A 19524-nucleotide genomic window follows, 5' to 3' on the forward strand; every position below is an offset into this window, starting at 1 on the left:
ATAATAGATATATAAAATTAATATTTAAAAAGTAGTTAATATTAAGGGAGGGCTTTTGCACCTCCCTTGTAATATGTGGAAAATTGAATATTAGAAGAAGGAGGAGACTTGATGGAAAATCAACAATTATTAGGAACAGAACGAATTAGCAAATTACTACTTAAATATTCTATACCAGCAATAATAGGTATGTTGGTAAATAGTTTATATAATGTAGTAGATAGAATTTTTATTGGAAATATACCAGGAGTTGGACCACTTGCAATAACAGGTCTTGGTGTCACGATGCCGATAATGACAATAATACTTGCATTTGGTATGTTGATAGGTATAGGAACAACTACTACCATATCAATAAAACTTGGGCAAGGTAAAGTAGAAGAGGCAAGAAAACTTATAGGAAATGCAATGACATTATCTGTAATAACAGGAATTATTATAATGATACTTGGAATCTTATTTGCAAATAAGATACTTACATTATTTGGAGCAAGTGAAAATACCCTTATATATGCAAAATCATATATAAATATCATATTATTAGGTACAGTAGTAAATCTTCTTTCCTTTTCTTTAAACCACTCGATAAGAGCTGATGGTAGCCCTAAAATTTCAGCAGGAATAATGATAGTAGGATGTTTAACTAATATAGTTTTAGATTGGATATTAATATTTGGATTCAATTTAGGGATACAAGGGGCTGCAATTGCTACAATAACTTCTCAAGCTCTTACAGCTGTTTTAACTATAGGATATTATATAAGTGGAAAATCAAACTTACGATTTAGTAAATCTAATCTAAAATTAGATAAAAAACTAATAAAAGCAGTATTTGCAATAGGTATGTCTCCATTTGCAATGCAACTTGCAGCAAGTTTGGTTCAAGTCATATCAAATATTGCACTTAAAACTCATGGTGGGGATTTAGCTATAGGGGCTATGGCTACAATTTCTTCTATCGCAATGGTATTTTTGATGCCTATCTTTGGAATAAATCAAGGAGCGCAACCTATTATAGGTTTCAATTATGGAGCTGAAAAATATGATAGGGTTAAAAAAGCATATTTAGGTTCATTAGTAGTAGCTACTATAATTTTATGTATGGGTATGGTAGTAATCATGGTTTTCCCTGAAGCAATTATAGGAATATTCAATAAAGACCCTGAGCTTATGAATATATCTGTTAGTGGTTTAAGAATATACTTACTTATGTTGCCAATTGTAGGCTTATCAGTTACAGGAACAAATTTTATACAATCTATAGGAAAAGCCAAAATGGCAATGTTATTGAGTCTTTTAAGACAAGTAATTTTATTGATACCAGCAGTACTAATTCTTCCTACATTCTTAGGTCTACAGGGTGTATGGACAGCTCAACCAGTATCTGACTTTATAGCTACTGTAATCACAGGTGTAGTTGTATTTAGAGAGTTAAAAAGATACACTCCTAAGAGTGAAAGATTAAATGAAAGTGAAAATTTAAATGAGATAACAACTGAATAAAAAATATAAATTCAGATAATTGAGCAACAAATTGCAAAAAGTACAATTATATGATAAAATAAAACCGCTGTCAAGGATAAGAGAAATTCTAATTATGGAGTGATTTTATGGAATTTACAAAGAAAAGCAAATTAAAAAATATGTATGTAAACATGAATGTAGCAAGAATGTTGTCTAAGATAAATGAATATAAGGGTAGACAACTGCTTTACAAAAAACAACCAAAAGAAATTTTAGAAAGATTAGAGAAAAAGTCTTTAGTAGATTGTTCAGAATCTACATACATTGGAAATCAAAGAGATAGTAGTAATTTTAATTTAGAAAAATTAATAAGTAATGAAGTTACACCTAGAAGTAGAGAAGAATTGAGTATTGTTGAATACAGAGACGTAGTAAAAACTATTAATAGTGCTTATGAGAGTATTCCAATAAGTTCACAAACAATTCTTGAGCTTCATGGATACTTATATAAATTTTCATCTACTAGAGGAGGAAGCTACAAATCAGACAATGATTTTATTGAACACAATTTAAAATGTGGTGAATTCGTAAGCATTGATTCAAGTGTAAATAAAGTTGAAAAAGCTGTAGAAGAAATATGTGAAGCTTATAATACATTGATGGAGGAAGATGAAATTGATATATTAATATTAATTTCGGCATTTGTGTTAGATTTCATATTGATACATCCATTCAAAGAAGGTAATATAAAAATGGCGAGAGTACTTATCCTATTGTTGCTAAATAAAAATGGATATGAAGTTGGAAGATATATAAGTTTAGGAAAAATATTTGATGATAGTTCATATGAGTATTACAGTAATTTAAATTATTTGAAATCGTCCATAGGTAGTGAAAAATCAGATATGAATGCGTGGATTGAGTACTTTTTAGAAACAATATTGACTGCATATGAGAAGTTGGATGATAGTTTAAATATATCTGATAAGAAGAGACAAACAAAGACTAGTAGAATAGAAAAAATAATAAATTCTACTCTTGGATATTTTACAAAAGAAGATATAAGAGATTTATGTCCTGATATTCCAGAGCCTACAATAAATAGAGTTTTTAACAATTTAAGAAAGCAAGATAAGATAGAGGTTGTTGCAAGAGGCAGAAGCGCAAAATGGAAGAAAAAATATTAAAATAATTGTGATGGTATAGTGTTTTAACACTATACCATTTTTATTAAAATTACACATATCATAGTATTGACAGTAATAGAGCATTACATAACCATTCAAAACTTGGTCATATGTCAGTAATACTAAAAGATGCAGAGAAACTTAAAAATGTAAGATTAAAGAATGGAGATGATTGACTTTGAAAACTATATTGATTATTGATGATGATTTACATATTGGAAATTTACTTGAAGAAATGCTTACTAATGATGGGTATAATGTCACACGTGCATACTCTGGTACTGAAGCAGTACTTGTATTTTCACAGATGAAACCAGACCTTGTGCTTCTTGATTTAATGTTGCCAGGATTAAGTGGTGAAGAAGTGTTACCACGTATAAAAGGTATTCCAGTGATTATTATGAGTGCAAAGGTTGATGTGGATAATAAGATTGACCTCTTGCTTGGTGGTGCAGTTGATTATGTAACAAAGCCTTTTAATACAAAGGAATTATTAGCTCGAATTACTGTGCATCTTCGCAATTTTGATATTCTTGGAAAAGCAGTGATTTTGACTTTTGAGGAAATTGAACTTGACACTGATACGCACAAGGTTATGGTAAAAGATACTGAAATTAAATTGACTAGGACGGAATATGCAATTTTGAAACTGTTAATTCAAAACTCGAAGCAGATTATCACAAAATCTACTCTGCTTGACCGCATCAGTGAAGATACTCCTGATTGTACAGAAAGCTCATTAAAAATGCACATGAGTAATCTTCGCAAGAAACTTCGTGATGTAGATGGAAAAGATTATATAGAAGCGGTTTGGGGAATAGGTTTTAAAATGAAATCAAAATAAAATCTTTACCATTTTTTTACTGTTTCCTTTACTGTTTTCTTTACTATTTGGGAATAAAATAACAGTATCAAATACAAGGAGGTAAAACTATGGAGTATGTTCTTAAAACAAATACTTTGAAAAAGTACTATGGAAACTATAAAGCGTTGAATGGAATAACTATGAGTGTTCCGAAAGGAGCAATCTATGGTTTTGTTGGTAAAAATGGTGCTGGCAAAACAACTTTAATTCGTCTGATTTGTGGGCTGCAAGAGCCGACAGAGGGCGAATATTCTATTTACAGTATTGGCAATAAGCAGAAAGAAATTGTTAAATCTCGTCGCAGAATGGGTGCAGTAGTGGAAACACCATCTATTTACCTCGAAATGACTGCTGAGGATAATCTGAAAGAACAGTACCGTGTTCTTGGGCTTCCATCATTTGATGGCATATCCGATACACTGAAACTTGTTGGTCTTGAGAATACAAGTAAGAAAAAAGCAAAGAATTTTTCTCTTGGTATGCGTCAAAGATTAGGTATTGCGATTGCTCTTGCTGGTGACCCTGATTTTCTTGTTTTAGATGAGCCTATAAATGGATTAGATCCACAGGGAATTGTTGAAATAAGGGAGCTTATCTTAAACCTCAATCGTGAACGTGGAATTACAGTGTTGATTTCAAGTCATATTCTTGATGAGTTATCCAAACTTGCAACATATTTTGGATTTATTGATAAAGGTCTGATAGTGAAGGAAATCAGTGCAACTGATTTAGAAATGACCTGTCGTAAATGTATTCATTTAACCGTAACTGATACTAAAGTGTTAAGCAGAGTATTAGATGACCTCAGAATGGAGTATAGCATTTTGTCAGACAGTGAAGCTGATATTTATGGTGAAATTAGTGTGACTGAATTGACATTAAAACTTTTAGCACAAAATTGTGAAGTTATATCAATGCAAGAACGTGATGAAAGTTTGGAAAACTACTATATCAATCTTGTAGGAGGTGCTAAGAATGAATAAATTGTTATCTGCAAATTTTTCTCGTCTTTGGAAAAGCAAATTGTTTTGGGGAAGTTTACTTTTTATGTTGATTATGGGTGTATTTATGCCTGTTATGCGATATAAGGAAATGATACAATATAATACAAGATACAAAATTGATGATACATTATTTTATTGTGCAATCCTCATATCTATTGTATCTGCTATATTATGTAGTTTATTTATTGGAACGGAATATAGTGATGGAACGATAAGGAATAAGATTATAGCAGGTCATTCCCGAGCTTCTATTTATCTATCTAATTTGTTTACAGTTGCAACTGCAAGCATTATACTATGTTCAACTTTCTTTATCATGCATATTTGTATTGGAGGACATCTTTTGGGTGATTTTGGCAATGACAAAGGAGTAATTCTAATTTTAATTGTCTGTGTGTACTTTTTGGCAGTTGCTCTTTGTTCTATTTTTTGTTTATTTTCTATGTTGATACAAAATAAAACAACTGCTTCCATAACTGCAATTGTTATTTCTTTGGTTTTGTTAATTATTGGAACAGGAATGTTTTCAAGTTTATATAATGAACCAAAAATGATTCCTGCAAATACTTCGACAAATGGCTCACCACTGTATGATGTAGATACACCAAATCCTAAATATTTAGAGGGAACTAAGCGTAAAGCATACGAATTCTTTTATAATTTTCTTCCTGGAGGACAAGTAGTTCAATTTACATGTATGCAGGTATCAAATCCTTATATGTTATCTTCATATTCGGGAATAATTATTCTTATAACAACTGGCGTTGGTGTGAATTCATTTAAGCGAAAAGATATAAAATAAATTGAAAAGAGGTGGTATTGTGATTTGGCTTGTATTCTTATGTTTCATTTTGTTCTTTATTGTAATTGTATTAAGTATCAAAATTATCTTAATGCGAAAATCTGCTATGGAAATCAGCGAAGAGCTTTGGGCACGGCTAAAGAGTGACACCAATACACTAATTACCATTTCATCAAGAGATAAGACAATAAGACATCTTGCAAATGACATAAATATTCAGCTTAGAGAACTGCGAAAACAACGACATCGTTATTTACAAGGAGATATGGAATTAAAAAGTGCAGTTACTAATATTTCGCACGATTTGCGTACACCACTTACAGCAATTAGTGGTTATTTGGATTTGCTTGATAATGTGGAAAAGAGCGAAATGGCAGAGCGTTATATTGAGATTATTAAAAACCGTACCAAAGTCTTAAAACAACTTACGGAAGAATTGTTCCATTATTCAGTCATTACATCTCCAGAATACGACAATCATGTAGAATCTGTTGAAGTAAACGGCATCTTGGAAGAAAGTATAGTAGGTTTTTATGCAGCCTTACAGGAGAGAAAAATAACACCGAGAATTTGTATAACCGAGAATAAAATTATCCGAAAAGTTAATCAGGCTGCATTATCTCGTATTTTCTCAAACCTCATCAATAATGCAATTAAATATAGTGATGGCGATTTGGAGATTATTTTGACTAATACAGGAAAAATTATTTTTTCTAATACTGCTTCTGGATTGAGTGAAGTGGAGGTTGAAAGACTTTTTGACCGTTTTTATACAGTCGAAAATGCAAGAAAGTCAACAGGTCTTGGATTGTCTATTTCGAAAATACTGATTGAGCAAATGAACGGAATAATATATGCTAAATATAAAAATGGGAAATTAAATGTCTTTATTCAGATAGATGATGATTCTGATAATTAAGGAAGGATTTGGAGCAAACAGAATGGATAAACTGCTCTGTTTGTGTCAATAAAACCTGTAATAAAATTAGAGTTGACATAGTTTTCATAAATTGTTCTTTTGTCTGAAATACAAGCAGGTGCATTTAGTCAATGTTTAAGCAATTTATATACTAAGCGATTGGAGAAATAGAACTGACAAAATTCAATGGCGGAAAGCTAACAATAACTGATGTTGACTACTTGTTTTTCTCAAAGAATTTTTTGCTATTTTTTAATATTTTTAATATTTTCTTGTAATTAATACACATAATATTTTCTTGTTTTTTACTTTTAAGATTATTTAAATTTGAATCGCTATTTATTTTATAAGTCAGTAACAGAATAGAATGGTTATATTTGTGAAATAATAATATAAAAATAATCTTAGGAGTGAGCTTATGAAGAAAAAATTATTATATATAAATGTAAATTCAAAACCTGAGGACTTGTCTTCAAGTAAAACTGTAGCAAGAAAATTTATAAATAAATTTATGGAAGAAAACAAGGATTTTGAGGTTGAAGAGATAGACCTTTATAAAGAACATATACCAAGACTTGAATATCAGTACTTTGAAAAGAGAAATTGCATAGTTAATGAAGAAGATGCTAAGAAGTTGGATGATAAAGATAGAAAAGAGCTTACGAAGATTAGAAGTCTTTGTGACCAATTTGTAAGTGCAAGTGTATACGTAATAGCAGCACCTATGTGGAGTTTGTCTTTTCCAGCACCACTTAAAGAATATATAGACTGCATAATTCAAGATGGAAAAACTATATCATTTGAAGGTAATGATAAGCCACAAGGGATTTTAAATGATATTGATAGAAGTATGGTGTATATACAATCTTCAGGTGGACACATACCATGGGTATTAAAACCAGTTATGAATAAAGGATTAAATTATGTAGAAAGTATCATGAAATTTATAGGAATTAAGAAATTTGATGAGTTATTAGTAGATGGAACTGGAACTAGTGAAGAGGAAAGACAAAGTGCAATAGAGAAAGCATCTGAAAAGATAGAAGGCATAATAGATTCTATGAAGTTTTAGTTATAATATTTTATTAAAAATATAAAGGAAAAACCTCTTTTAATGTAGAAACTTATATTGAAGGAGGCGAGAATCATGCGAGAAGAAAAAAGTAATGAAAAGTATGATTGTTATTGGTGTAATCAAGAAAATAATTTCTGTGTAGAGATAAAAGACAATGTAGTTATGATAGATGATGGCACTGGTATATTAAAACAAGCCGTTTTCATAGGGTATAAACAAATCCAAGTTAATTTAAACTGTTCACATTGTCAAAATTTAAATAGGATAAAATTAAATTTGTAGAACCTTAACATGGAAATTATTAGAAAGAATTAAAAATAGAAAGTATTAATATTTAGACTGAAAATTATATTGTATACAATGAAGAGTGATTTAAGTACTATTGTATTTTAATATTTATTTTCAGTCTTACTTTATTGAAATTATTTTTTAGAAATATCTGGGAAATAGGTATCTACTAATTTTTCGGAAATACTTTTTAATTGGTCAGCCATTGAAGTCAAACTCAATAAAGCTATCAACAAATCATCTTTATTTTCTAGATTTATTCTGATATCTTCAAAATTAGATTCTATAAAGTTTGGTATATTCTTTCTTTGATTTTCTTTTATAGACATGAATTTTTCATAACAACTAACTAAATTTTCTTCATTGAAGTCATCTTTTTCATACACACCATGTAAGATTCTTTTAATTTCTTGTATTGTAAGTGTATTTTTCATTGAATAAATTATTATCATTTGTAAAATTTGTTCTTTAGTATACTTTTTTCCCTTAATAGGTTTGATTAATCCCTCTTTACTGTAATTGTTTATCATAGTTTTAGTAAGAATTTTGTCGCTCTCAAATCTCTTATTGGCAGAAAGTTTGTTGTCAATTAAAGAAATAATTTGGTCCATGTATAAGTCGATAGAGGGAATATCATTTGAAGTTATATCAGCATTATCTAGTGTTTCTAGTATTATAGTATTAAGTTCATTATTCATCATATGCTACCTCCATAATGTATATAATACAATAAATTAGAAAATAAAACAATATTAAGTGTTGTAAAAAAAATATAAAGTGGTATAATTAAATCTATGATATAGTAATTAAAACTATATTGATAAATGTGATTTTTAAAATACATAATTGTAGGAGGACGAAATGTATCAATTTTTTTTGAAGGGTAGAGACCCAATAAGTAGTTTAACTCACTTTATAGGGGCTTGTTTATCTCTTTTAGCAACTATAATTTTAGTGTTTCAATCTGTAATATTGCAAGAAACTTCTCTTTTGATGATAGTATCTGTATCAATATTTGGGTTGTCCTTAATTGCTCTATATAGTGCAAGCTCATATTATCATTTTTTAAAAGGAACACCAGAACAAGAATTGTTTTTTAGAAAAGTAGACCATGCAATGATTTATGTATTAATTGCTGGTTCTTATACACCAATATGTCTTAGTTTTATGGAAAAAAAAGAAGGCATAATATTTGTTACAGCAATATGGATAGTAGCCTTTATTGGTATAATAATAAAAATCTTTTGGATGGATGCACCTAGATGGTTGTCTACAAGTATATATTTACTTATGGGTTGGGCAATTGTTTTTGATATAAATGCGTTTAATTCAATACCTAAAGATTGTCTTAAATTGTTGATTATGGAAGGTATATCCTATTCTATAGGTGCAATTATTTATATTATTAAGAAGCCTAATATAAATCCTGAATTTGGTTTTCATGAAATCTTTCATATTTTTATTATGATAGGTTCTTTATTTCACTTTTTAGCTGTTTTATTGTATGTTTTATAATTTTAAAAGGTTTAATTAATTGATTGATACTAAAATTCTACAATGAATAAAATGGAACTGTCTTATATAGATTGTATTTTCTACAATAAGACAGTTCCTTATTATAAATATTAAATTCTATTTATAATAACTTTTGATAAAAATAGTACATTCAAAATGTCTATTCCATAATTCCTTTAATGTACTTCTCATTTACGACATATAGTTTGAATTTATGTACTATAATTATGTCCTCTAAATTCTCTGAAACACTAACAATTCTAACACATTTATTTCTAATTTCTACAGGTAAATCTAAATCATTTGTTAAATTTACATAGTCATCATATTTATACATAAAATCATCCCTTTACATTAAGATATACTTATTATACTATATTTTAATAAGTTTTTTTAAATTATTACAATTTTTCCCGAAATTTCATTTTTTATACATAAAATTTCCAAATTAGGTAAAGATTAAATTTATAATTGTACAAACAAAAAATCTATATAAAATATTTTATTCAATTTTACAAATAACTATTGCCAATTTTTGAAAAGTATATTATTATTAATAGTAACAAAAAACTGTAAATTTAGAATATTAATAAAAATTACTTGGGAGGAAATTATCATGGTGAGATTAAATACATTAAAATTAAATATAAAGTTAAATCATCACCATCATCATAGATTAAAGGGATTGTAATATGAAATTAATTCATAGACACAAGCCCTGTTTTTAGTGTAATTGGTCTTGTATCTATGATGGGGAGTAATTTTAAGAGAAAATTATAGCCATATAGGTATAAAGCCTATATGGCTTTTTATTGTTTTAAATTTACAAAGGGAATAGCAATTTTTATGAAAAGGGTGATAATATGAAGTTTTTGAGGATTGAAGATGAAGTCATTTATTCTAAAAAAAGATATAAATTAAAGAGAGAAATAGATAAACTTTTTTTAGACGAAGAATATTTTCAAATAGAGCCACAATTATTTGAAGAATACGATGAGTTTACAAGTATTAATAATAAAATTCCAGAAGAATCAATGGTAAAGGTTGTAAATGGAAAAGTAATGGTACTTAGAGCTGATATAACTACAAGTATAATAAAAAGCCTTGTGCCAAGATGGGAAGATGGTTTAAAGCTTAAACTTTTTTATAATTCATCAATATATAAAAATAAAAATACAGTTGGAATAAAAGAGATAAGACAGATAGGTTGCGAATGTCTAGGAGAATCTTCTGTAGAAGCAGATAGAGAAGTAGTAAAACTAGCTCTTAAGATACTTGAAAAATATAACAATAAGTTTATATTAGAAGTTGGGAGTAGCAAGTATATTAATGGTTTATTAGATGAATTAAATTTAAATAAGGATTGTGAAAATCAAATTAAAAATTTATTGTATACGAAAAACACTCATGAATTAAAACTATATATTGAAGAGTTAAAGATTAAAAATGAAGTGAAGGAATTATTATCAAATATTTTAAGCTTACAAGGAAATTTATACGATGTTATTGAGAAATCAAAAAACTTCTATTGTAATGATAAGATGAGACAAGCACTTGAAGAATTAAAACAAATAAATAACTTAATTGAAGAGTGTAACTTTTTAGATAAAGCCAAATTTGATTTATCAATGATTACAATGCTCGATTATTATGAAGGTATTATGTTTAGAGGTTACTATCCAAACTCATATAAAGAGATTTTGAGTGGTGGAAGATATGATTCTTTAACTAAAGAATATGGAAAAGAAATTCCAGCTATTGGATTTACCTTAAGTGTTGATGAATTAATGAAATATGTATATAAATAAGATTTAAAAGGAGAGATTATTTTGGATTATTTGACTATAGCACTAGCAAAAGGAAGAATAGAAGGAGAATCATTTAAAAAATTTAAAAAAATGGGTCTGGGAGATAGTATAGACACAGATACAAGAAAGTTAATCTTTAAAGATGAAGAAAATAAGATAATATATATACATGTCAAGCCATCAGATGTAGTTACATATGTTGAAAAGGGAGTAGCAGACCTTGGAATAGCAGGAAAAGATACTATTTTAGAGAATGAAACAGATGTATATGAAATATATGACTTGGGTTTTGGTAAGTGTAAATTTGCTGTAGCAGGATTAAAGGGTGATAGTATATATAGAGAAGATGAATATCTAAAAGTAGCGACAAAGTATCCAAATATAGCTAAAAAATATTTTAAGGAAAAGGGCCAAAAAATTGAAGTAATAAAATTAAATGGTTCTGTAGAATTAGCCCCAATAGTGGGATTGTCAGATGTAATTGTAGACATAGTTGAAACAGGCAATACACTTAAAGCAAATGGTCTTGAAATATTGGAAGATATATGTGATATAAGTGCTAGAATTATATCAAATAGAGCTAGTTATAGATTTAAATATGAACAAATTCAAAATATAATTCGTTTATTTGAAGAACTAGATAACTAAAATATGATTAAGAAGGAGGAGTTTAAGTTGAGAGAAAAAGAAAGTATAAGAGAGTTAAAGGGATATGAACCAAACCATGTAAATTGCAAAGTAAAACTTGATGCAAATGAAGGCAGCAAGAAATTGTTTAAGTATCTTATTAAAGAGATTTCTAATAGTGATATAGATTTAAATTTATATCCTGAAGATTCTTATAGTGAATTGAAAAAGTCTATAATAGATTATATAAATATTCCTGGAGTGGGTAAGAAAAATCTTTTGGTAGGAAATGGTTCAAGTGAAATAATTGATTTGATAATACACACTTTTGTGGATAAAGATGAAGTGATATTAAGTTTCTCTCCAAGTTTTAGCATGTATTCTATATATAGTCAAATAAATGGCTCTAAGTTTATAGGTGTTGAAAGTGACGAAAATTTAGTTATAAATATAGATAATGTAATTGAAAAGGTAAAAGAAAACAATCCTAAAATAGTAATTGTATGTAATCCAAATAATCCAACTGGAACAATATTAAAGAGAAAAGATATAATAAAACTTTTAGATTCAACTAATAGTTTAGTAGTTTTGGACGAAGCATATATGGATTTTGGAGAAGAAAGTATGTTGAGTGATGTTTTTAAGTATGAAAATCTAATAGTTCTTAGAACTTTATCAAAGGCATTTGGACTGGCTGGAATAAGAACAGGATATATGCTATCTAATAGTAGTCTAATAGGTTCTGTTGAAAAGGTAAGACCTCCATATAATTTAAATTCATTATCAGATTTTATTGCTACAAGAGCTCTTAGAAATAAAGATGTAGTAAAAGCCTACATAAATGAAGTTAAAGAAGAGAGAAAAGTTTTATATAAAGAAATGATTGATATAGGAATAAAGGCATATGAATCACAAGCAAATTTTATATTGTTCTATTCTGAAATTGAAAATCTATCACAAAAACTTATTGATAGAGATGTGCTAATAAGAGAATTTAGTGGAAAGTTAAAAAATTATTATAGAGTTACAATTGGTGATAAAGAAGAAAATGCTATATTTATGGATGCTATAAGAGATATTTTGAAAAAGGAGAAATAGGTATGAGAATTTGGAGGATAGAAAGAAATACTCTTGAAACACAAATTTCAGTAGAACTAAATATCGATGGTTCTGGTAAAGCTGAAATAGATACTGGAATAGGATTTTTAGACCATATGCTTACATTGATGGCATTTCATGGCAAGTTTGATTTAAAGGTGCTTTGTAAAGGTGATATATATGTAGATGACCATCATAGTGTTGAAGATATAGGTATAGCCATAGGTGAAGCATTTAAAAGTGCTTTAGGTGATAAAAAAGGAATAAGAAGATATTCTAATATATATATACCTATGGATGAGTCTCTATCAATGGTAGCAGTAGATATAAGTAATAGACCATACCTTGTATTTAATGCTAAATTTGATACTCAAATGATTGGGAATATGAGTACTCAGTGTTTTAAAGAATTTTTTAGAGCTTTTGTAAATGAATCTAGAGTAACACTACATATTAATCTTTTATATGGAGAAAATGACCATCATAAGATAGAAAGTATATTTAAAGCTTTTGCAAGAGCTTTAAAAGAAGGAAGTGAAATAATTTCCAATGAGATAGCATCTTCAAAGGGGGTTTTGTAGAATGAATATAATAGTAGATTATGGTCTTGGAAATATAGATTCTGTGTCTAGAGGTTTTAAAAAAGCTGGAATAGAAACTAAAATTTCTAGTGATATAAATGAAATTAAGCAGGCGAATTCACTTATACTTCCAGGTGTTGGAGCTTTTAGAGATTCTATAAATGCTCTAGATAAACTAGGATTGATACCAATATTAAGAGAACATGCTTCAAAAGGAAAATTTCTGATAGGTATATGTTTAGGGATGCAATTACTTTATGAGAAAAGTTATGAGTATGGAGAATACGAAGGGTTGGGACTTATAAAAGGTAGTATTGATAAATTAGATATAAGTTTAAAAGTGCCACATATGGGATGGAATAATCTAAAATTTAATAAAGAAGATGATGATATACTTAAATATATTAAGGAAGATGACTATGTATACTTTGTTCACTCATATTATGCAAATTCGTCAAATGAAGAACTTATTGCATTTTCAGAGTATGAAAAGAAAATTCCTGCTATTGTTAGAAAAAATAATGTATATGGTATACAATTTCATCCAGAAAAAAGTGGAGAAGTAGGATTAAATATATTAAAAGCATATGGGGAGATGATAAAATGATAATATTTCCAGCAATAGATATAAAGGATAACAAGTGTGTGAGACTTACTCAAGGTGATTTTGATAAAGTAAATGTATATTATGATAATCCATTAGAGGTAGCTAACAAATGGAAAGATGAAGGAGCAGAATATATACATATAGTAGATTTAAATGGAGCTAGAAGTGAATTTGGTGTAAATACAGAAACAATTGAAAAGATAGCAAACAATATAGATATACCTATTCAAGTAGGTGGTGGAGTTAGAGATAAGGAAAAAGTTCAGAGTTTAGTAAAAGCTGGTGTTACTAGAGTAATATTGGGCAGTATAGCTATTGAAAATTTAAATTTAGTTGAAGAATTGGTACAAGAATATAAAGAAAAAATTGTGGTCTCTATAGATGCCAAAGATGGAAAGGTAGCAGTTAGAGGTTGGGAAGTTGTAAGTAATGTAGATTCCTTAACATTGTGTAAACAACTTGAAAATATGGGTGTACAAACCATTGTTTATACAGATATATCAAAAGATGGAATGTTACAAGGTCCAAATTTTGATATATATGAAAAAATATCAAATGAAACATCACTAAATGTTATTGCTTCAGGAGGAGTAACTTCTATAGACGATGTTAGAAGATTGAGAGATATGAACTTATATGGTGCAATAATAGGTAAGGCACTTTATGACAAAAAGATAGACTTTAAGGAGGCACAACAATTATGCTTACTAGAAGAATAATACCATGTTTAGATGTAAGAAATGGAAGAGTTGTAAAAGGTAAAAAATTCAAAGACATAGTAGATGTTGACAGTCCAGAAGTACTTGGGAAGTTTTATAGTGATTGTGGTGCAGATGAACTTGTATTTTATGATATAACTGCATCAAATGAGGACAGAAAGACATCGTTAGAATTTGTAACAAAAGTTGCAGAAAATATAAATATACCATTCTGTGTTGGTGGAGGAGTAAATAGGTTAGAAGATTTTACTGATATTTTAAGAAAAGGAGCTGATAAAGTTTCTATAAATTCATCAGCAGTCAAAAATCCTGAATTAATAAGGGAAGCGTCATTGAAATTTGGAGCACAGTGTGTTGTTTTATCAATAGATGCAAAGAAAAATGAAGAAGGTTCATGGAGTGTCTATGTAAAAGGTGGTAGAGAAAAGACTGGTCTTGATGCAATTGAGTGGGCTGTTAAGGGTGTAGAACTTGGAGCAGGGGAAATCGTTGTGAATAGTATGGATGAAGATGGAATGAAAAATGGATATGATATAGAATTGTTATCAGAAATAACTTCTTTGGTGAATGTACCTGTTATAGCATCAGGTGGTGCTGGTAAAATGGAAGATTTTTATGAGGCTGTAAAGGAATCTAATGTGGATGGAATTTTAGCAGCATCTGTATTCCATTTTGGAGAAATAAAAATAAATGATTTGAAGAAATATTTAAAAAACATGGGTGTAGAAGTAAGATTATAAGCAAGATATCTAAGAGGGGGTTGAAAAGATGGAAAATAAATGTAGCAATGTATACAGTGAGGAAATATATGAATTTATAAAAGGTGTAAAATTTGATGATAAGGGTTTAGTTCCTGTTGTTGTTCAAGATGTAGTGAGTAAAGATGTGCTAATGTTGGCATATATGAATGAGGATGCTATAAAGAAAACATTAAAAGATAAAGTAGCTTGTTATTTTAGCAGAAGTAGACAAGAACTTTGGATTAAAGGTGAGACATCTGGAAATACTCAGAAAGTTGTTAAGATATCTTATGATTGCGATGTGGATACTATATTACTTTTAGTGGAGCAAACTGGTGTAGCTTGCCACACAGGAAACTATTCTTGTTTTTATAGAGATTTGTTTGATGACACTGATAAAGTGGAATCTGAAGTAGAAAAAAGTATATTGAAAGAATTATATAATTTAATAAATGAAAGAAAAAATAATCCTATTGAAGGTTCTTATACTAATTATCTATTTGACAAAGGTATAGATAAAATCCTTAAAAAAGTTGGTGAAGAAAGTAGTGAAGTAATTATAGCGTCAAAGAATACTGATAAAAGTGAACTTATTTATGAAATTAGCGATTTAGTGTATCATACATTGGTCTTGATGATAGAAAAAGATGTTAAAATTGATGAAATAAAAAAAGAGTTACTTAACAGAAGAAAATAAAAAAAATGGATTGATAGGTAATAAGAAAATATATCGCTTTTTATAAAAAGTGGTATATTTTCTTATTGCCTATTTTTAATGTGTAGAGTAATATGTAAATATCTTAATGTAATTTATTATATATACAATTTATTAATAAAATAATTATATTTCATTATTTATTTTAGAAAAAATACAATTATCTAATTATATTTAAGTAAAATAATATGAAAATAATTTTTATATTAAAAAATAGTAATAAAAATAGAGGTTTTATAAAAAAATAGAGTTAAATATAAATACTTAAAAAACGTTTTCAAAACTAATATTTTATTTTTTTATTAAAAAATAAACTATTAGTTTTGATTTCTAGTTTAAGTTGGGTTATAATAAATTGTCAAATTATTTATTATTATAAAATAGACTATAAAATGAGTAAAAGTCATACTATTTATAAAAGACATTTAAATTTGGAAATTACAGAAAGAAAAATACAATGTTTAAAAAAAATAATGAAATTTTATTGCAAAAAATTTAAAACGATTTCAACTTAATAAGTACAATCTATTTTACTTGTTATAAATATACAATGTATATTATACAATATAAAAAATATAATTACTTTTAAGAAACATCATTAGATTTGAATTTATGATTTTTTAGAGTTTTAAGCTATCATAAAGGTAAAAGGTTACAAAAGTTGAGTAGAGATTATTTTATTTTAATAAATAATAAAAATTATTTGTCTATAATATTGGCATAATATATGCTTATATAACTATGAAATTAAAATTAAATAAGATTAAGTAGGAGGAAGAAAATGGGAAGTAATGAACTAAAAAAGACACTTGGCGTGTCAGCAGCATTATCTACTGTTGTTGGTTCCGTTATAGGAGCAGGTGTATTCTTTAAACCACAAGCAGTTTATACATTGACTGGAGGAGCTCCAGGTCTTGGTATATTAGCATGGTTAATAGCTGGAATCATAACTATAACAGCTGGTCTTACAGCTGCAGAGGTATCAGTAGCGATACCAAAAACTGGTGGAATGATGGTATATATAAAAGAAATTTATGGAGAGAAATTAGGATTTTTAACTGGATGGATGCAAATTGTACTATTCTATCCTGGTATGATGGCAGCATTAGGTGTTATATTTGGAGAACAAGCTTCAGCTTTAATTGGCAGTCCATCACTGTTACTTCCAATAGCTATTGGAATTATAGTAATAGTTGCAGGATTGAATATGCTTGGTTCAAAAACTGGAGGAGCTATACAAACAGTTTCTACAATATGTAAATTAATACCACTTATTTTGATAATGATTGTTGGATTTATTAAAGGTGGTGGAGACAATCCAATACTTACACCTATGGTTGGTGAGGGATTAAGTCTAGGTAGTGTATTAGGTCAGGTTTTAATTGCTATATTATTTGCATTTGATGGATGGATGAATGTGGGTACTTTAGCAGGAGAAATGAAGAATCCAGGAAAAGACCTTCCAAAAGCTATAATAGGTGGATTATCAGTTGTTATGGCTGTTTATTTTATAATAAACTTAGCATACCTTTGGGTATTACCAGCTAATGAATTAGCAAATTATGCTTCTCCTGCATCAGCAGTTGCAGAAGTTATATTTGGTTCAATGGGTGGAAAAATAATCTCTGTAGGTATATTAATTTCAGTATTTGGGGCATTAAATGGATTTTTATTAACTGGTTCAAGAGTTGCTTATACTCTAGCTGCAGATAAGACTTTACCAAAATACAGTACTTTTTCTAAATTAAATTCTGCTCAAGTTCCAGCAAATGCTATAGCATTAGTATCTGTTATTGCATCTATATATGCTTTATCAGGTCAATTTAACTTATTAACTGATTTAGCAGTATTTGCTACTTGGATATTCTATGTATTAACATTTATAGGAGTAATGAAACTTAGAAAGACTCATCCAGATATGCCAAGAGAGTATAAAGTACCATTATATCCAATCGTTCCAATAATAGCTATAGTAAGTGGTATATTTGTTGTAGTTAATCAATTATGTTTTGCAGGTATGAAAACTACTATGATATCTATAGGAGGTCTTATAATAACAGCCATAGGTTTACCAGTGTATGCCTACATGACTAAAGGGACAAAAAGGGAGTCTAAGTAGTTTATAAATACTTTATAATTATGTTAAAAATAAAATCCCAATCTATTTATAAATAGATTGGGATTTTATTTTTAATTTTTTGGAAAATAAATCTTTCTATTATAAATAATAGAATATTATATGAATCAGAAAAAATTACCTAATTAATATAATGATTTATGAATAAAGTTAGCAATTTTTACTTGATAACAAAGATTATTTAACATAAATACATAATGTAGACATTCAAAATGTGCTATGGCATTGTTTTAGTACTTATTTTTTGTTTAATATTTCTAATTTATAAAAAAAAAATTATAAATTTTAAAAATTATAAATGACATTTTAACTAGAATTAATTGTAAAAAACACTATATAATGCTCAATTTTCAACATTCTATACAATTATACATAAATTATACAGCATAATAATCATCAAAATAACAAATTTTAAAAATTAAGCAAAACTTTTTGTCGAAGTTCAACGTCTATATATATGTAGTGTAAATTTTGCGTCTAAAATACTACAAAAATATAAATGTAAAAATATAGTAATATTGGAGGTCGAGCGATGAGAAATAAAAAGAAAAAAATAAATAGAAAGAAATTATATGTACTTTTAAGTGCTATTGTAGTATGTCTAGCTTTTATAATAGTTGGTATACGAGTTAGCTCTTTAAATATGAAAGAAGACGAAATTAGTAGAAATACAAAATTGTCAAGTTCTACTATTACAGATATAGTATCTAACACAGCAACGGAAATTAGCAAAGGACCAAGCAAGAGTTCTGGAAAAGTAGCATACATAACTATAGATGATGGTCCATCTAAATTTACTGACCAGATGATAAAAACTCTAAATAAATATAATGTTAAAGCAACTTTTTTTATGATAGATGGCAATATGAAGGAATATCCACAACAAGTTAAAAATATAATTAAAAGTGGGAACACAGGAGGTTTCCATAGTGTATCACATGATATTCATAAGCTTTATGTTACTAGTACATCAGCAAAAGAGGAATTTGATACAAATGACCAAACTTTTTACAAAATAACTGGCAAACATTCAAAAGTAATAAGAATACCTTATGGAAGTAAACCATACACACCACAAGCTTCTTATCAAGCTTTAGTTGATGCTGGATACAAGATTTGGGACTGGGACTTAGATACAGAAGACTGGAAATCTAATTCTGCTCAAATTGTACAAAATGTGAAAGACCATATTAAGAATAGAAAAGGTGAAGATAAAGACCAACTTGTAGTTTTAATGCATGAGAAAAAACAAAGTGCAGAAGCTTTAGATTCAGTTTTAAAATTCCTATCAGATGAAGGTTATGAATTTGCAGCAGTAGAACAAAATCAAATACCAAAAAATTATTGGTTACGTAATTTAGAGTAGTTAAAAT

At 28.2% G+C, this 19524-nt stretch carries 21 protein-coding genes; 19 read left to right on the plus strand and 2 right to left on the minus strand.

Translation table 11 applies throughout. The features are described from left to right. Positions 1-111 precede the first annotated feature (111 nt). The 8 genes from ACTG47_RS07755 (at position 112) to ACTG47_RS07790 (ending at position 7598) form a co-directional block, all read left to right on the plus strand. The gene (locus ACTG47_RS07755) at positions 112-1503 is read left to right on the plus strand and encodes an MATE family efflux transporter (RefSeq protein ID WP_479926707.1); all 1392 of its coding nucleotides are present in this window, start codon (positions 112-114) and stop codon (positions 1501-1503) included. 107 nt (positions 1504-1610) lie between these two features. Continuing rightward, positions 1611-2651 (plus strand): Fic family protein, encoded by a 1041-nt coding sequence (locus ACTG47_RS07760; protein WP_479926708.1) that lies wholly within the window; start codon positions 1611-1613, stop codon positions 2649-2651. A 178-nt stretch (positions 2652-2829) separates the two neighbouring features. Continuing rightward, positions 2830-3495, plus strand: coding sequence for a response regulator transcription factor (locus ACTG47_RS07765; protein WP_479926709.1), 666 nt, complete (start codon positions 2830-2832; stop codon positions 3493-3495). Between the two features lie 89 nt (positions 3496-3584). Then, entirely contained in the window at positions 3585-4499 is a 915-nt protein-coding gene (locus ACTG47_RS07770) for an ATP-binding cassette domain-containing protein (RefSeq protein ID WP_479926710.1), read from the plus strand. Further along, positions 4492-5322, plus strand: coding sequence for an ABC transporter permease (locus ACTG47_RS07775; RefSeq protein WP_479926711.1), 831 nt, complete (start codon positions 4492-4494; stop codon positions 5320-5322). The genes ACTG47_RS07770 and ACTG47_RS07775 overlap by 8 nt, the downstream gene beginning before the upstream one ends. 1 nt (position 5323) lies before the next feature. Further along, positions 5324-6241 (plus strand): sensor histidine kinase, encoded by a 918-nt coding sequence (locus ACTG47_RS07780; RefSeq protein WP_479926712.1) that lies wholly within the window; start codon positions 5324-5326, stop codon positions 6239-6241. A gap of 418 nt (positions 6242-6659) precedes the next feature. Further along, entirely contained in the window at positions 6660-7313 is a 654-nt protein-coding gene (locus tag ACTG47_RS07785) for an NAD(P)H-dependent oxidoreductase (protein WP_169469997.1), read from the plus strand. A gap of 75 nt (positions 7314-7388) precedes the next feature. Then, a complete protein-coding gene (locus ACTG47_RS07790; protein WP_021384315.1) occupies positions 7389-7598 on the plus strand; it encodes a hypothetical protein in 210 nt (69 codons plus the stop codon). A gap of 140 nt (positions 7599-7738) precedes the next feature. On the opposite strand, the gene ACTG47_RS07795 is transcribed toward ACTG47_RS07790, so the two are convergent. Beyond that, positions 7739-8305, minus strand: a complete 567-nt coding sequence (locus ACTG47_RS07795) for a DUF1836 domain-containing protein (protein ID WP_169469996.1) — start codon at positions 8303-8305, stop codon at positions 7739-7741. Between the two features lie 160 nt (positions 8306-8465). Between ACTG47_RS07795 and trhA the strand changes: the two genes are divergently transcribed. Beyond that, positions 8466-9119, plus strand: coding sequence for a PAQR family membrane homeostasis protein TrhA (trhA, locus tag ACTG47_RS07800; protein ID WP_479926713.1), 654 nt, complete (start codon positions 8466-8468; stop codon positions 9117-9119). A 160-nt stretch (positions 9120-9279) separates the two neighbouring features. On the opposite strand, the gene ACTG47_RS07805 is transcribed toward trhA, so the two are convergent. Then, a complete protein-coding gene (locus ACTG47_RS07805) occupies positions 9280-9456 on the minus strand; it encodes a hypothetical protein (protein ID WP_003420092.1) in 177 nt (58 codons plus the stop codon). A gap of 526 nt (positions 9457-9982) precedes the next feature. On the opposite strand from ACTG47_RS07805, the gene ACTG47_RS07810 reads away from it, so the two are divergent. The 10 genes from ACTG47_RS07810 to ACTG47_RS07855 all read left to right on the plus strand — a co-directional run bounded on the left by ACTG47_RS07810 (position 9983) and on the right by ACTG47_RS07855 (position 19517). Next, positions 9983-10927 carry an ATP phosphoribosyltransferase regulatory subunit gene (locus ACTG47_RS07810; protein ID WP_479926714.1) on the plus strand — a complete coding sequence of 315 codons (945 nt, stop codon included), beginning with the start codon at positions 9983-9985 and terminating at the stop codon, positions 10925-10927. A 21-nt stretch (positions 10928-10948) separates the two neighbouring features. Next, on the plus strand, positions 10949-11575 hold the full coding sequence (gene hisG / locus ACTG47_RS07815; protein WP_169469993.1) for an ATP phosphoribosyltransferase: 627 nt from the start codon (positions 10949-10951) through the stop codon (positions 11573-11575). A gap of 27 nt (positions 11576-11602) precedes the next feature. Beyond that, positions 11603-12652 carry a histidinol-phosphate transaminase gene (gene hisC / locus ACTG47_RS07820; protein WP_479926715.1) on the plus strand — a complete coding sequence of 350 codons (1050 nt, stop codon included), beginning with the start codon at positions 11603-11605 and terminating at the stop codon, positions 12650-12652. Between the two features lie 2 nt (positions 12653-12654). Continuing rightward, complete coding sequence (gene hisB / locus ACTG47_RS07825) at positions 12655-13233, plus strand: imidazoleglycerol-phosphate dehydratase HisB (RefSeq protein ID WP_479926716.1); 579 nt, start codon at positions 12655-12657, stop codon at positions 13231-13233. A 1-nt stretch (position 13234) separates the two neighbouring features. After that, positions 13235-13840 carry an imidazole glycerol phosphate synthase subunit HisH gene (gene hisH / locus ACTG47_RS07830; RefSeq protein WP_479926717.1) on the plus strand — a complete coding sequence of 202 codons (606 nt, stop codon included), beginning with the start codon at positions 13235-13237 and terminating at the stop codon, positions 13838-13840. Further along, positions 13837-14559: a 1-(5-phosphoribosyl)-5-[(5-phosphoribosylamino)methylideneamino]imidazole-4-carboxamide isomerase gene (gene hisA / locus ACTG47_RS07835; protein ID WP_479926718.1), complete on the plus strand. Its 723-nt coding sequence runs from the start codon at positions 13837-13839 to the stop codon at positions 14557-14559. Before hisH ends, hisA begins: the two co-directional genes overlap by 4 nt. Then, positions 14541-15299 carry an imidazole glycerol phosphate synthase subunit HisF gene (hisF, locus tag ACTG47_RS07840; protein ID WP_479926719.1) on the plus strand — a complete coding sequence of 253 codons (759 nt, stop codon included), beginning with the start codon at positions 14541-14543 and terminating at the stop codon, positions 15297-15299. The genes hisA and hisF overlap by 19 nt, the downstream gene beginning before the upstream one ends. A 28-nt stretch (positions 15300-15327) precedes the next feature. Further along, the gene (hisIE, locus tag ACTG47_RS07845; protein ID WP_479926720.1) at positions 15328-15996 is read left to right on the plus strand and encodes a bifunctional phosphoribosyl-AMP cyclohydrolase/phosphoribosyl-ATP diphosphatase HisIE; all 669 of its coding nucleotides are present in this window, start codon (positions 15328-15330) and stop codon (positions 15994-15996) included. Between the two features lie 799 nt (positions 15997-16795). Continuing rightward, positions 16796-18133: an APC family permease gene (locus ACTG47_RS07850; protein ID WP_479926721.1), complete on the plus strand. Its 1338-nt coding sequence runs from the start codon at positions 16796-16798 to the stop codon at positions 18131-18133. A gap of 550 nt (positions 18134-18683) precedes the next feature. Next, positions 18684-19517, plus strand: coding sequence for a polysaccharide deacetylase family protein (locus tag ACTG47_RS07855; RefSeq protein WP_169468216.1), 834 nt, complete (start codon positions 18684-18686; stop codon positions 19515-19517). Positions 19518-19524: the final 7 nt, after the last annotated feature.

The organism is Clostridioides sp. LIBA-6622 (assembly GCF_056716095.1).

Coding starts and splice junctions, on each gene's coding strand:
- hisB (WP_479926716.1), top strand. CDS start 12,655: ATGAGAATTTGGAGGATAGAAAGAAATACTCTTGAAACACAAATTTCA.
- ACTG47_RS07755 (WP_479926707.1), top strand. CDS start 112: ATGGAAAATCAACAATTATTAGGAACAGAACGAATTAGCAAATTACTA.
- ACTG47_RS07855 (WP_169468216.1), top strand. CDS start 18,684: ATGAGAAATAAAAAGAAAAAAATAAATAGAAAGAAATTATATGTACTT.
- hisH (WP_479926717.1), top strand. CDS start 13,235: ATGAATATAATAGTAGATTATGGTCTTGGAAATATAGATTCTGTGTCT.
- ACTG47_RS07850 (WP_479926721.1), top strand. CDS start 16,796: ATGGGAAGTAATGAACTAAAAAAGACACTTGGCGTGTCAGCAGCATTA.
- ACTG47_RS07790 (WP_021384315.1), top strand. CDS start 7,389: ATGCGAGAAGAAAAAAGTAATGAAAAGTATGATTGTTATTGGTGTAAT.
- hisF (WP_479926719.1), top strand. CDS start 14,541: ATGCTTACTAGAAGAATAATACCATGTTTAGATGTAAGAAATGGAAGA.
- ACTG47_RS07795 (WP_169469996.1), bottom strand. CDS start 8,305: ATGATGAATAATGAACTTAATACTATAATACTAGAAACACTAGATAAT.
- ACTG47_RS07770 (WP_479926710.1), top strand. CDS start 3,585: ATGGAGTATGTTCTTAAAACAAATACTTTGAAAAAGTACTATGGAAAC.
- ACTG47_RS07805 (WP_003420092.1), bottom strand. CDS start 9,456: ATGTATAAATATGATGACTATGTAAATTTAACAAATGATTTAGATTTA.
- ACTG47_RS07785 (WP_169469997.1), top strand. CDS start 6,660: ATGAAGAAAAAATTATTATATATAAATGTAAATTCAAAACCTGAGGAC.
- ACTG47_RS07775 (WP_479926711.1), top strand. CDS start 4,492: ATGAATAAATTGTTATCTGCAAATTTTTCTCGTCTTTGGAAAAGCAAA.
- hisA (WP_479926718.1), top strand. CDS start 13,837: ATGATAATATTTCCAGCAATAGATATAAAGGATAACAAGTGTGTGAGA.
- hisIE (WP_479926720.1), top strand. CDS start 15,328: ATGGAAAATAAATGTAGCAATGTATACAGTGAGGAAATATATGAATTT.
- ACTG47_RS07760 (WP_479926708.1), top strand. CDS start 1,611: ATGGAATTTACAAAGAAAAGCAAATTAAAAAATATGTATGTAAACATG.
- ACTG47_RS07810 (WP_479926714.1), top strand. CDS start 9,983: ATGAAGTTTTTGAGGATTGAAGATGAAGTCATTTATTCTAAAAAAAGA.
- trhA (WP_479926713.1), top strand. CDS start 8,466: ATGTATCAATTTTTTTTGAAGGGTAGAGACCCAATAAGTAGTTTAACT.